This window comes from Luteibacter anthropi (genome assembly GCF_023699965.1).
Taxonomy (GTDB): Bacteria; Pseudomonadota; Gammaproteobacteria; order Xanthomonadales; family Rhodanobacteraceae; genus Luteibacter; species Luteibacter anthropi.
This window is the reverse complement of record NZ_CP077072.1, coordinates 2,574,079-2,587,281: the sequence shown is the minus strand read 5'-3', so window position 1 is coordinate 2,587,281 and position 13,203 is coordinate 2,574,079. Positions and strand designations below refer to the sequence as shown.

Genomic DNA, 13,203 nt, shown 5'->3' with positions numbered 1-13,203 from the left:
TGACAAGGACATGACGGAAAGGGTCTCAGCATCTTACGAGACCACTGCCATCCCGTCATCACCCCGGGATGGGCGAGGTCCCGTAAAGGAGGCGCCGTACGGCGGCATAGCCGTCGCTGCCCGCGGGCCCCTGTCACGGCAAGCCTACCGCGAGCCGGCTATAATCAGGGTTTGCCTGCCGGGAACTCCCCTGTCCCGGGGCACGGCTTTCCTGACGGAGCGTCCATGCAATACATCTACACCATGAACAAGGTGAGCAAGATCGTCCCTCCCAAGCGGGAGATCATCAAGGACATCTCGCTCTCGTTCTTCCCTGGCGCCAAGATCGGCCTGCTCGGCATCAACGGCGCGGGCAAGTCCACCGTGCTCAAGATCATGGCCGGCGTGGATACCGACTTCCAGGGTGAGGCCCGCGCCAACCCCGGCACCAAGATCGGCTACCTGGCCCAGGAGCCGGACCTCGATCCGGAGAAGACCGTCCGCGAAGCCGTCGAGGAAGGCGTGTCCGTCGTGCTCGACGCGCAGAAGCGCCTCGAGGAAGTCTATGCCGCCTACGCGGAAGACGGCGCCGACTTCGACAAGCTCGCCAAGGAGCAGGAAACCCTCGAGGGCATCCTGGCCGCCAACGACGCCCACGCGCTTGAGCGCCAGCTCGAAGTGGCTGCCGACGCCCTGCGCCTGCCGGCATGGGATGCCAGGATCGGCCCGCTTTCCGGTGGTGAGAAGCGCCGCGTGGCGCTGTGCCGCCTGCTGCTGTCCAAGCCCGACATGCTCCTGCTCGACGAGCCCACCAACCATCTCGACGCCGAATCGGTCGACTGGCTGGAAACCTTCCTGCACGACTACCCGGGTACCGTCGTGGCGGTCACCCATGACCGCTACTTCCTCGACAACGCCGCCGAGTGGATCCTCGAACTCGACCGCGGCCGCGGCATCCCCTGGAAGGGCAACTACACCGAGTGGCTGGAACAGAAAGACCAGCGCCTCGCCCAGGAAGCCAACCAGGAAAAGTCGCGCCAGAAGGCGATCAAGAAGGAACTGGAGTGGGTGCGCTCGGCGGCCAAGGGCCGTCAGTCGAAGGGCAAGGCACGCCTGAACCGCTTCGAGGAACTGAACTCGGTCGAGTACCAGCGCCGCAACGAAACGAACGAAATCTTCATTCCGCCGGGCGAGCGCCTGGGCCAGGAAGTGATCGAGTTCAAGAACGTCACCAAGTCGTTCGGCGACCGCGTGCTCATCGAAGACCTCTCGTTCAAGATCCCGGCTGGCGCCATCGTCGGCGTGATCGGTCCGAACGGTGCCGGTAAGTCCACGCTGATGAAGATGATCATCGGCAAGGAGCAGCCGGACACCGGCGAGGTGAAGCTCGGCCACACGGTGAAGCTCGCGTACGTCGATCAGTCGCGCGATGCGCTCGATTCGAAGAACAACGTGTGGCAGGAAGTCTCCGGTGGTTCGGACATCCTCACCATCGGCACCTTCGAGATCCAGTCGCGTGCCTACATCGGTCGCTTCAACTTCAAGGGCACCGACCAGCAGAAGATCGTCGGCCAGCTGTCCGGCGGTGAGCGCGGCCGCCTGCACATGGCCAAGACCCTGCTCCAGGGTGGCAACGTGCTGCTGCTCGACGAACCGTCGAACGACCTCGACGTCGAAACGCTGCGCGCACTGGAAGACGCCCTGCTCGAATTCCCGGGCTGCGCCATCGTCATCTCGCATGATCGCTGGTTCCTCGATCGCATCGCCACGCACATCATCGCGTTCGAAGGCGACTCGCACGTCGAGTTCTTCCCGGGCAACTACAACGAATACGAAGCCGACAAGAAGCGCCGTCTCGGCGACGACGCCGGCCCGAAGCGCGTGAAGTACAAGAAGCTGGTCTGACGCAACACTCGTCTGACGCAACACCTGTAGGAGCGCGCCTTGCGCGCGACAGGCTGACGAAGCGGTAGCTCCGGGGTTTGCCTTATTGCAGCCCCGGGGTTGCGCGCTGGACGGTCGCGCGCGAGGCGCGCTCCTACAATTCATCGGCGGCCCATGGTCGCCTCCACCCGTAGCGAGGCCACTCCATGAACTTCATGACCACCCTGAAGGACGCCTGGCGTCGCAACGATTCCCTGCTTTGCGTGGGGCTCGATCCCGAGCCGGGCCGCCTGCCGGCTGGCCTTTCCGGCGAGGAAGGCATCTTCGCGTTCTGTCGCGACATCGTGGATGCCACCGCGGGCCTTGCCTGTGCGTTCAAACCGCAGATCGCCCACTTCGCCGCGCAACGTGCGGAAGGTGCGCTGGAGCGGCTGATCGCCCACATCCATGCGAAGCACCCAGGCGTTCCCGTGGTGCTCGACGCCAAGCGCGGCGACATCGGCTCCACCGCGAAGCACTACGCAGCCGAAGCCTTCGAACGCTACGACGCGGATGCGGTCACGCTCAACCCCTATCTCGGCCGTGATTCCATCGAGCCGTTCCTTGAGCACAAGGACAAGGGCGTCATCCTGCTGTGCCGCACGTCCAACCCGGGCGGCGCCGATTTCCAGGCGCTGGACTGCGGTGGACAGCCACTCTACATCCGTGTCGCCGATACCATCGCGCGCGAATGGAACGGAAACGGCAACTGCGCCCTCGTCACCGGTGCGACCTGGCCGGAAGAGCTGGGCCGTGTGCGTGCCGTCGTAGGCGACATGCCGCTGCTGGTACCCGGCATCGGTGCGCAGGGCGGCGATGTTGCCGCGGTGATGGAACACGGCAAGACGGCCGACGGCACCGGCCTCATGATTTCCTCTTCCCGCGCCATCATTTACGCCAGCCCGGGCCCGGACTTCGCAGACGCAGCACATCGCGCCGCGGATGAAATGAGAAAATTGGTCAACTCATTCCGACATTGAGCCGTTGAAGCAAAAGCAGTCGTAAATTGCACTACTTGGCAACTGCAAAAGGCTTACGCTGTCGCTCCGCGGTATCCAACAATACCGGGTCTTCAGGCGCCAACGCGTTCCACCGGAGTTGTCATGCCACCTACCAACCGAGGTTTTTCCCAACGTCTGCATGTCGCGCTGGACATGGCTGGCGTGAAGAAAGGCCGAGGCCGAATCACCCAGCTGGCCGATCTTTTCGACGTCAGCCGTGAGACCGCCCGAAAATGGCTCAGCGACCTTGGCCTTCCGGAACTGGAACGCCAGATCGACATGGCGGTGAGGTTCGGCGTCAATTTCGAGTGGCTGGCTACCGGCCGTGGCGCCCCCAATGGCGCAACCGGCGTCCGTGAAAGCCCTGCCCTCTATCGCGCCGATTCGCGCGAGCAGCTTCGCCTGGTGGGGCTGGTCAGCCGCCTTTCGAAGGAACGTCGCAAGGCGTTGCTGGTTATTGTCGAGGCACTCGCCGAGGCGGAGTGAGGCCCTTTCTCAAGCGGCAACCGGTGGGTTGCCGCTAGTGTTTTCGTGTTTCGGCTGCGCCGGTCGCGCGCGAGGCGCGCTCCTACAAAGGTGCGGTGGGCTGCTGTGACGCTGCATGATGGTCGCGCGCGAGGCGCGCTCCTACGGAGGTGCGGTGGGCTGCTGTGTTGCTGCATGGTGGTCGCGCGCTAGGCGCGCTCCTACAAGGGTGCGGTGGGCTGTTTTGCTATTGCTTGTCGGGTGCTCTTGTAGGAGCGCGCCTTGCGCGCGACCGTTACCGCGAAAACCCTCCTGCCCCCGATGACCCGGCACGAAGTCCCGCCACACCGGCGAAAACAGCCAACCAGACCCACCCCTTCAGTCGTCCCCGATATCCATCCCCGGAAACAGCACCTCGGTAAAGCCGAACTTTGTAAAGTCGGTGATACGCGAGGGATACAGTCTGCCGATGAGATGGTCGCATTCGTGTTGGACCACGCGCGCATGAAAACCCTCGGCCGTGCGGTCGATTGGCTCACCCTTCGGGTCCACGCCCTGGTACCGGATCAGCGAATACCGGTTTACCGCGCCACGCAGCCCCGGCACCGACAGGCAGCCCTCCCAGCCCTCCTCCATATCCTGCGACAACGGCGTAATCACCGGGTTGAGCAGGATCGTCTGCGGCACGGGCGGTGCATCCGGATAACGCTCGCTGCTGTCGAAGCCGAAGATCACCAGCTGCAGGTCCACGCCGATCTGCGGAGCGGCCAGGCCCACGCCGCCGGCATCATGCATGGTGTCGAACATGTCGGCGATGAGGGCGTCCAGCTCGGCCGAGCCGATCATCTCCTTCGGGACGGCCGGTGCGACGCGCAGGAGGCGCTCGTCGCCCATCTTCAGGATTTCGCGGATCATCGGGGCACCCGTAGGTAAAGGGGAATACATCCAGCATGGCGCCGGAATGCCTCCGGCTCAAGCCTCTCCCACGGATCAGAGCGGCTCCACCCCATTCGACCAATGGCTAATGCCTGAATTCCCCGGCAGAGATTGACCCCCGCGACGTGGCGGACGACCCTTAGTGCCATTCGCAAGGGGAGCCCCCGACATGCACAGCGCCACACCCAAACCCAGTCCCGCGGGGAAAATCCTGTGGGTGGCCATCGCCATCGTCGGCGCATGGTGCCTCGGCGTCGTGGCCTTGCGTCGTGGCGAGCCGATCAATGCGATCTGGCTGGTCACGGCCTCCATTGCGGTCTTCCTGATCGGCTACCGGCTCTATGGCCGCTTCATCGCCCGGCGCGTCCTCGTACTGGACCCGTCACGCGCCACGCCGGCCGTGTTGCGCAACGACGGCCTGGACTACGTACCCACCGACAAATGGGTGGTCTTCGGCCACCATTTCGCTGCCATCGCGGGTGCAGGCCCCCTCGTGGGGCCGGTGCTCGCCGCCCAGATGGGTTACCTGCCCGGTACCTTGTGGATCCTGATCGGCGTGGTCTTCGCCGGTGCCGTGCAGGACTTCATGATCCTTGGCCTGTCCCTTCGCAGGGACGGTCGTTCGCTAGGCCACATGCTGCGCGAGGAACTGGGCGAGGTGCCCGGCGTGATCGCCATGGTGGGCGTGCTCGTGCTCATGATGATCGTGCTGGCCGTGCTGGCCCTGGTCGTGGTGAAGGCGCTCACGCACAGCCCATGGGGCACGTTCACCGTGGCGGCCACGATCCCCATCGCGCTGCTCATGGGCCTGTACCTGCGATACATCCGTCCGGGACGCATTCTTGAGGTGTCCCTGATCGGCCTCGTATTGCTGCTGGGCTCGATCTGGTTCGGGAAGACGGTGAACGACACGCCGGCTCTGGCAGTGCTGTTCGACTTCGATGCGAAATCGCTCGCATGGCTGCTGATCGGGTACGGTTTCTTCGCCTCCGTGCTGCCGGTGTGGCTGCTGCTCGCACCGCGCGATTATCTTTCCACCTTCCTCAAGATCGGCACCATCGCCCTGCTCGCACTGGCGATCATGCTCGCGGCGCCGATGCTGCGCATGCCGGCACTTACGCAGTTCGTCGACGGCACGGGCCCGGTCTTCCAGGGCAACCTGTTCCCCTTCCTGTTCATCACCATCGCATGCGGCGCCGTGTCGGGCTGGCATTCGATCATCGCCTCGGGCACCACGCCCAAGCTGCTCGCCAACGAGCGCGAAGCCACCATGGTGGGTTACGGCGGCATGCTCATGGAGGCCTTCGTCGCCATCATGGCGCTGATCGCGGCCGCCTCGCTGCATCCGGGCGTGTACTTCGCCATGAACTCTCCCGGCGCGCTCGTCGGCACCACGGTGGAACAGGTCGCACGCACCATCAGCGACTGGGGCTTCCTGGTCACGCCGGGCGAACTGGCGGAAACCGCGAAGAATATCGGTGAAGGCAGCATCCTCGGCCGCGCAGGTGGCGCACCGACCCTGGCGGTGGGCATGGCCCAGCTGCTGCATGGCATCCTGCCCGGCGAAGGCATGATGGCCATGTGGTACCACTACGCCATCCTGTTCGAAGCCTTGTTCATCCTGACGACCGTGGATGCAGGCACCCGCGTGGGCCGCTTCATGATCCAGGAACTGGCCGGCATGGCCTGGGCGCCGCTGAAGCGTACCGACTCATGGATAGGCAACGTCATCGCCACGCTGATCTGTGTCGGGCTCTGGGGCTATTTCCTCTACCAGGGCGCCGTGGACCCGCTCGGCGGCATCAACACCCTTTGGCCCCTGTTCGGCATCGCCAACCAGATGCTGGCCGCCATCGCCCTCATGCTGGCCACCGTGGTGACGGTGAAGCTCAAGCGTGAGCGCTATGTGCTGGTGCCGGCGGTGCCGGCCGCATGGCTGGTGATCTGCACGCTCGCCGCCGGCTGGCAGAAGCTGTTCGACGACAAGATCAGCTTTACCGCCGCCGCGGACAAGTACGCTCGGGCCATCGCCGACGGCAAACTGCTTGCACCGGCGAAAACGGCCGAGGAAATGCAGCGCATCGTCACCAACAACCGCGTGGACATGGCACTGACAGCCATCTTCATGCTGCTGGTGCTGACCATGCTGGCCTTCTGCCTGCGCGTCATCGTGCGGGCGTGGAAAGACAACCGGCCCTCGACCCGTGAAGAACCCTATGTGGCGCTATCGAGTGTCGCGCCGTAAGGAGGCTGCCATGCTGAAGTATCCGAAGGCTTTCTGGCGATGGGCGGTGCAGACCGCCCGCCTCTGCTGCGGCGTGCCCGACTACGACGCCTACGTACGGCACCTGCGTGAGCATCATCCCGAGCGCCCCGTGCCCAGCTACGGTGCATTTTTCCGCGAACGGCAGGAAGCCCGTTATCGCGGCACGGGCGGACGTTGCTGCTGACTCAGGAGGCCTTGCGGCGGCCGCGGCGCATATTGCCCTTCGAGTCGTCGATCATCGCCTGCATCGCTGCCGCCGCTTCGTTGGGGCGACGGCGGCGGATCGCCTCGTACACCTCCCGGTGATAGGGCAGCGAATAGCGGAAGTTCTTTGCCGTGCGCGCCGACATCACGAAATACGTGCCCAGCGCCGTCTCGATCACCGAGAACAATGAGCTCAGCAGTTCGTTGTTCGTCGCGGCAAGCACGGCTTCGTGGAAACGAAGATCGGCTTCCGCCCAGCTGTCGAGGTCCATGGCAGCCTCCATGCCGGCAAGTGCCTCACCGATGGCCGCCAGCTGCCCGGCATCGCGTCGGCGGGCCGCCGTCATCGCCGCCGCCGGCTCGATGATGCCGCGCATTTCCACCAGCTTGTCGACGAAATCGTCCGTGGGCATCGAGGCGCAGCGCCAGGCGAGGATGTCGGCGTCCAGATGATTCCAGAAACGCGAATCACGCACGCGCATGCCGATCTTCTGCCGGGTTTCGATAAGCCCTTTCGACGCGAGCACCTTGAGCGCCTCGCGCAGGATGGTGCGGCTTACCTCCATGTGCTCGGCCAGTTCCGATTCGCCCGGCAGTGCATCGCCGGCACGCAACGCGCCGCCGACGATGGATTCGCCGATCTCGTCGATCACCCGCGCATGCAGGTTCCTGCCGGTTGCAGCCCGTGGTGCCATGGTGTGTGTCATCCCGCCCTTCAACAGGCGGCCATCCTAACGTCATCGCGCGTTCTTGCGATGACGCGGCGCAACGTAAATGCGTTTACACGTCGTGGTGCAACGACTCGGCCGGCCGGCGTCGGCGAAACCGGGGCGCCAGCTCCACCATGTACATCGCCACCAGCACGAGGCCGCCACCGCCCAGCATGCGCATGGTGAGCTGGTCCACGCCGAGGGCCACGGCGAAGCCCGCCGCGAAGACAGGCTCTGTGGTCATGACGATGGCCGCACGCGTTGCAGGCATATGGGCCTGTGCCCAGGTCTGCACCAGCATCGCAAGCGCACCCGCCACGAGCGCCATGTAAAGCACGGCCATCCAGGCACTGCGATCAGGTGGCAGCGCCGGGCCATGATGGGGAAGTGTCGCGAGCAGGCAGACGGCGGCAATGCCGACCATCTGTATGGCCGACATGCCAAAGGCATCCCCGGGTTTCGACCAGTGCCCGAGGCCTACGATATGCAGGGCGTAAAGCGCGGCGGAACCCAGCGTCAGCAGCACGCCGAGATCCACGCTGAATCCATTGAGCGCCAGCACGCCAAGACCGAGCGTGGCCAGCAGCACGGCCACCCACGTCGTTGCAGGCATGCGCTGGCGGAACAGCAGCAAAGCCAGGATCGGCGTGATCACCACATACATGCCGGTTACGAATCCACTCACGCTCGGCGACGTGAGCGCCAGGCCTTCGGTCTGCAGCCACTGGGCCACGCCGTAGAGCACGCCCAGCGCAAGGCCACGCCAGGTCTGCGTACGTCCCAACCGGCGCAGAGGCAGGGCGAAGCACAGCAGCATCAGCACGGCGGCGATGGTGAAACGCACGGCAAGAAAGTCGATCGGCAGCATGCGGCCGACCACGTCCTTGATCATGACGAAGGTGGAGCCCCAGACGGCGGTGACGGCAAGCAGTCCGAGCGTGGCCAGGCCGCTTCCCTTCGCCTCGCTCATCGACGGGCCCGCTTGAGCTGGCCGGGGATCTTCAGAAGAAAGTGCGCCCAGATACCGAGCCAGACGACGGCACGAGTGATGGGATTTTTCGCAGCGGGATCGTGCCTGCGGAACCACAGGTACATGCTGCGATGCTTGTGCCGGCTGACGAACACCGGCCGACGACGGCTGGAAACGCCCTTGCCGTGCAGCACGCGCACATCGCCAGCGAGAATCACCCGATAACCCGCATCGCGGGCGCGACGGCACAGGTCCATGTCCTCGCAATGCAGGAAAAAGGTTTCATCGAAGCCACCCAGGGCATCGAAGGCAGCACGTGGCATGAGGATGATCGCACCGGAGACGATCTCGACGTCTTCGGCCCCCTCGGGCATGGGGCCACGGATGTCGATACCGCCCTCGCGCCCCAGCTTGGTGTTGATCGCGCGACGCAGCAGCGGATCGAAGCGGCGCGATGCCGGATCGGGACGGCCCTGCTCGTCGCAGACCACCGCACCGACCATGGCCGTGTGGATGTCCACGTGCCGCGCCATGCGCGCGATGGTGTCCGGATCAATGAGGCAATCCGGATTCAGCACAAGCAGGCTATCGCCTCGTGCTTCGGCGGCACCACGGTTCACCGCAGGGCCAAAACCCAGGTTGGCGCGATTGTAGACGATGCGCACGCGCGCATCGTCGGCATAGGCCCGGTCGAGGGATTCGGGGATGCCATCTGCCGAACCGTTGTCGACCACGATGACTTCGACAGGGACGTTGCTGAGCAGGGCCCGCTCGACGCAATCACGCGTCAGCGGGCCACTGTTGGCGAGCACCACGATGATGCTGGTGAGGCCCTGGGTGGTCACGATGGGGTGTCCTGGCTCAGCCGACCCAGACGCGCGCATTGCGGAACATGCGCATCCACGGGGAATCTTCGCCCCACTGCTCCGGATGCCAGCTCATCTGCGCGCTGCGGAACACGCGTTCCGGATGCGGCATCATGATCGTCACGCGGCCATCGGCGGCGGTGAAGGCGGCCAGACCACCCGGCGAACCGTTCGGGTTCAGCGGGTAAAGCTCAGTGGGCTTGCCACGGTTGTCGACGAAGCGCGCGGCGCCGTGGCTCTTCGATGGGCTGCAGGCGTTCGGGAAGTGCACACGGCCTTCGCCGTGGGCCACGGCCACCGGGATGCGCGAGCCGACCATGTCGCGGAAGAAGATGCTGCCCGAGTCGAGCAGTTCGAGCGTGGCGACGCGGGCTTCGTACTGCTCCGACTGGTTGCGCAGGAACTGCGGCCAGTGCTTCGCATCGGGGATGATGTCCTTCAGCTGCGACATCATCTGGCAGCCGTTGCACACGCCCAGCGCGAACTTGGAGCCATCTTCGAAGAAGCGGGCAAACTGCTCGCGCAGTGCGTCGTTGTAGAGGATGGACGTGGCCCAGCCACGGCCGGCGCCCAGCACGTCACCGTACGAGAAGCCGCCGCAGGCAGCAAAGCCGCGGAAGTCCTTCAGGTGATGGCGACCGGTGGCCAGGTCGGTCATGTGGATGTCCACGGCCTCGAAGCCGGCACGGTCGAACGCCGCCGCCATTTCCACCTGGCCGTTCACCCCCTGCTCGCGCAGGATCGCGACGCGCGGACGCACGCCGGTGGCGATGTAAGGCGCGGCGATGTCGTCGGCCGGGTCGAAGGTGAGCTTCGGCGAGATGCCCGGATCGGCATCGTCCAGGCGCCACTCGTTTTCCTGGTCGGCGCTGGCCGGGTTGTCGCGCAGGCGCTGCATCGCGTAGCTGGTTTCGTTCCAGGCGCGGAACAGTTCGGTCCAGTTCCACTTGAACGGGGTTTCGCCGTTCAGGTGCAGCTTGATGCCGAGCTTTTCCTTGGGACGACCCACGTTGTGGGTGAGGCCGGCGAGGTTGTGCTTTACCAGCAGCTGTTCGAAGGCTTCGCGGTTGGCCGAGGCTACCTGCACCACGGCGCCCAGCTCTTCGTTGAAGAGCGCGCGCAGCGTGGCATCGGCCCAGCCGTCGAGGCGGATTTCAAGGCCGCAACGACCGGCAAAGGCCATTTCGAGCAGGGTGACGATGGCACCGCCGTCGGAACGGTCGTGATAGGCGAGCAACAGGCCGGAGCGGTTGGCTTCCTGGATCAGCTCGAACATCGCGCGCAAGCGCTTTGCGTCGTCGAGATCCGGCGGCACGCCGCCACCACGGTTGAATACCTGGGTGAGCGCCGAACCGCCGAGACGGTCGCGGCCTGCGCCGAGGTCGATCAGCCACAGGTCGGTGTCGCCACGATCGAGCTTCAGCTGCGGAGTGAGCGTGCGGCGCACGTCGTCCACGCGGGCAAAGCCGGTGATGACCAGCGACACCGGAGATACGGTCTTCTGGGCCTTGCCGGTGTCGTCGGTCCACACGGTCTGCATGGACAGGGAGTCCTTGCCGACGGGGATCGAGATATCGAGGCTCGGGCAAAGCTCCATGCCGACGGCCTTCACGGCGTCGAACAGCGCGGCATCCTCGCCCGGGTGATTCACGGCGGCCATCCAGTTCGCGGACAGGCGCACTTCGTCGAGCTTGATCGACGCGGCCGCGAGATTGGTGATGGCTTCGCCCACGGCCATGCGCGCGGCATCGGCACTCGACAGCAGCGCCACCGGAGCGCGTTCGGCCATGGCCATCGCCTCGCCCGTGTAGCCGTCGAAGTCGGTCATGGTCACGGCAACGTCGGCCACCGGCACCTGCCACGGACCCACCATGGGATCGCGATGGTTGAGGCCGCCGACGGTGCGGTCACCGATGGTGATGAGGAAGTTCTTGCTGCCCACGGCCGGCAGGCGCAGGACGCGCATCAGCGCTTCGTCCATGCCGATGCCGGTGAGGTCGGCTACCAGGTCGACGCGCGGCTTTACGCGCGAGGCATCGCGATGCATGCGCGGCGGCTTGCCGAACAGGACATCCATGCGCAGGTCGATCACGGTGATGTCGCGGCGCGTGTCGCGCACGATGAGGCGCGCGTCTTCGGTCGCTTCGCCCACCACGGCGAACGGGCAACGCTCGCGGGCACAGAACGATTCGAACAGCGCAAGGTCTTCCTCACCGATGGCAAGGACGTAGCGCTCCTGCGACTCGTTGCTCCACACCTGCATGGGCGAGAGCGTGGGATCGTCGCAGGGCAGCTTCGAGAGATCGATGATGCCGCCGACGCCCGCGTCGTTGAGGATTTCGGGAATGGCGTTGGACACACCGCCCGCGCCGACGTCGTGGATGCTGACGATCGGGTTGCGCTCGCCGCGCATCCAGCACGAGTCGATGACCTGCTGGCAGCGACGCTCCATTTCCGCGTTGTCACGCTGGACGGAAGCGAAATCGAGTTCGGCGCTGGACGTGCCGGAAGCGACGGACGAGGCCGCACCACCACCCAGGCCGATGAGCATGGCCGGGCCACCCAGCACGATGACGCGGTCGCCCGGACGCACCGCGCGTTTCTGCACGTGGTCGGGACGGATGGCCGCAAGGCCGCCGGCGATCATGATCGGCTTGTCGTAGCCACGACGCACGCCCTTCTCGCCGGTTTCCTGCTCGAAGGTACGGAAGTAGCCGCCCAGCGCGGGGCGGCCGAATTCGTTGTTGAATGCGGCGGCGCCCAGCGGGCCGTCACGCATGATCTCGAAGGCCGACGCCATGCGCGGCGGCAGCGGACGCTCCTTCTCCCATGGGCGCGAAAGGCCCGGGATGCGCAGGTGCGACACCGAGAAACCCGTGAGGCCGGCCTTCGGCTTGCCGCCGCGGCCCGTGGCGCCTTCGTCGCGGATTTCGCCGCCGGCACCCGTCGCCGCACCCGGCCACGGCGCGATGGCCGTGGGATGGTTATGCGTCTCGACCTTGATGGCGTACGGCGCGGCTTCGGTGACCTTGCGGAACACGCCGTCATCGGGATTCACGAACAGGCGGCTGCCTTCGTAGCCTTCGATGACCGCCGCGTTGTCGTGATACGCCGACAGCGTATGCGCGGGCGATTTCTGGTGCGTGTTCTTGATCATGCCGAACAGCGAGGTGTCCTGCGCCGTGCCGTCGAGCGTCCACGTGGCATTGAATACCTTGTGGCGGCAATGCTCGGAGTTGGCCTGCGCGAACATCATGAGTTCGGCGTCGGTGGGCGCGCGGCCCATCTCGGCGTAGCGCTCGGCGAGGTAGTCGATTTCGTCGTCGGCCAGGGCCAGGCCCAGTTCCTTGTTCGCCGCCGACAATGCGGCACGCGGGTCGCTGCCCAGCTCGACGTGACCCAGCGGACCCGGTTCACCGGCCAGGAACAGGCCGGAGGCCTCGGCAAGGCTCGTCAGCGGCGACTGCACCATCGGGTCGCAGAACGTTGCCATGACGGCGGCGTAGGCGGGATCCGAGGCGTTGGGCATGCCGTTGACACGCCAGGCCACGCCACGCTCGACGCGGCGCACGTCGAAACCAGCGCCGTGGAGGATGTCGGTGGCCTTGCTCGACCAGGGCGAGATGGTGCCCAGGCGGGGTACGACCCAGAGGGTGGCGGCTTCCGGCGTGGCATCGCGCGCTTCCAGCACGGCCAGCAGGCGGGCACGGGCCTCGCCTTCGGGCAACACGGCGGCATCCACGAAGTACGTGAACCAGGCGGCCTGGACGCGGGTCCCGTGGTGCAGGGCCTCAAGGTGGGCGTTCAGTCGTTCGAGGCGAAACGGCGAAAGGGCGCTCTGCCCGTCGAGTGCGATCATACGGAGGGGAAAAGGCGCAGGAGG

At 65.5% G+C, this 13,203-nt stretch carries 10 protein-coding genes; 5 read left to right on the top strand and 5 right to left on the bottom strand.

Translation table 11 applies throughout. The features are described from left to right. Nucleotides 1–225 precede the first annotated feature (225 nt). The 3 genes from ettA to KR767_RS11355 all read left to right on the top strand — a co-directional run bounded on the left by ettA (nucleotide 226) and on the right by KR767_RS11355 (nucleotide 3,389). Nucleotides 226–1,884 carry an energy-dependent translational throttle protein EttA gene (gene ettA / locus KR767_RS11365; protein ID WP_166947518.1) on the top strand — a complete coding sequence of 553 codons (1,659 nt, stop codon included), beginning with the start codon at nucleotides 226–228 and terminating at the stop codon, nucleotides 1,882–1,884. A 185-nt stretch (nucleotides 1,885–2,069) separates the two neighbouring features. Next, nucleotides 2,070–2,882, top strand: coding sequence for an orotidine-5'-phosphate decarboxylase (pyrF, locus tag KR767_RS11360; protein ID WP_250876393.1), 813 nt, complete (start codon nucleotides 2,070–2,072; stop codon nucleotides 2,880–2,882). A 123-nt stretch (nucleotides 2,883–3,005) separates the two neighbouring features. Further along, nucleotides 3,006–3,389 carry a DNA-binding protein gene (locus tag KR767_RS11355; RefSeq protein WP_166947513.1) on the top strand — a complete coding sequence of 128 codons (384 nt, stop codon included), beginning with the start codon at nucleotides 3,006–3,008 and terminating at the stop codon, nucleotides 3,387–3,389. Between the two features lie 357 nt (nucleotides 3,390–3,746). On the opposite strand, the gene def is transcribed toward KR767_RS11355, so the two are convergent. Continuing rightward, nucleotides 3,747–4,283, bottom strand: a complete 537-nt coding sequence (gene def / locus KR767_RS11350; RefSeq protein ID WP_250876392.1) for a peptide deformylase — start codon at nucleotides 4,281–4,283, stop codon at nucleotides 3,747–3,749. A 190-nt stretch (nucleotides 4,284–4,473) separates the two neighbouring features. Here def and KR767_RS11345 point away from each other — a divergent pair, with 190 nt between their 5' ends. Continuing rightward, nucleotides 4,474–6,549: a carbon starvation CstA family protein gene (locus KR767_RS11345; RefSeq protein WP_250876391.1), complete on the top strand. Its 2,076-nt coding sequence runs from the start codon at nucleotides 4,474–4,476 to the stop codon at nucleotides 6,547–6,549. 10 nt (nucleotides 6,550–6,559) lie between these two features. Next, entirely contained in the window at nucleotides 6,560–6,754 is a 195-nt protein-coding gene (locus tag KR767_RS11340; protein ID WP_250876390.1) for a YbdD/YjiX family protein, read from the top strand. A 1-nt stretch (nucleotide 6,755) separates the two neighbouring features. Here the strand turns inward: KR767_RS11340 and KR767_RS11335 are convergent, their stop codons facing one another. The 4 genes from KR767_RS11335 to purL all read right to left on the bottom strand — a co-directional run bounded on the left by KR767_RS11335 (nucleotide 6,756) and on the right by purL (nucleotide 13,179). Continuing rightward, on the bottom strand, nucleotides 6,756–7,481 hold the full coding sequence (locus KR767_RS11335) for a FadR/GntR family transcriptional regulator (RefSeq protein WP_243853139.1): 726 nt from the start codon (nucleotides 7,479–7,481) through the stop codon (nucleotides 6,756–6,758). A 73-nt stretch (nucleotides 7,482–7,554) separates the two neighbouring features. After that, the gene (locus tag KR767_RS11330; protein ID WP_250876389.1) at nucleotides 7,555–8,454 is read right to left on the bottom strand and encodes a DMT family transporter; all 900 of its coding nucleotides are present in this window, start codon (nucleotides 8,452–8,454) and stop codon (nucleotides 7,555–7,557) included. Next, nucleotides 8,451–9,299, bottom strand: coding sequence for a glycosyltransferase family 2 protein (locus KR767_RS11325; RefSeq protein ID WP_250876388.1), 849 nt, complete (start codon nucleotides 9,297–9,299; stop codon nucleotides 8,451–8,453). Before KR767_RS11325 ends, KR767_RS11330 begins: the two co-directional genes overlap by 4 nt. Nucleotides 9,300–9,315: 16 nt before the next feature. Next, nucleotides 9,316–13,179, bottom strand: coding sequence for a phosphoribosylformylglycinamidine synthase (gene purL, locus KR767_RS11320; RefSeq protein ID WP_250876387.1), 3,864 nt, complete (start codon nucleotides 13,177–13,179; stop codon nucleotides 9,316–9,318). Between the last annotated feature and the right edge of the window lie 24 nt (nucleotides 13,180–13,203).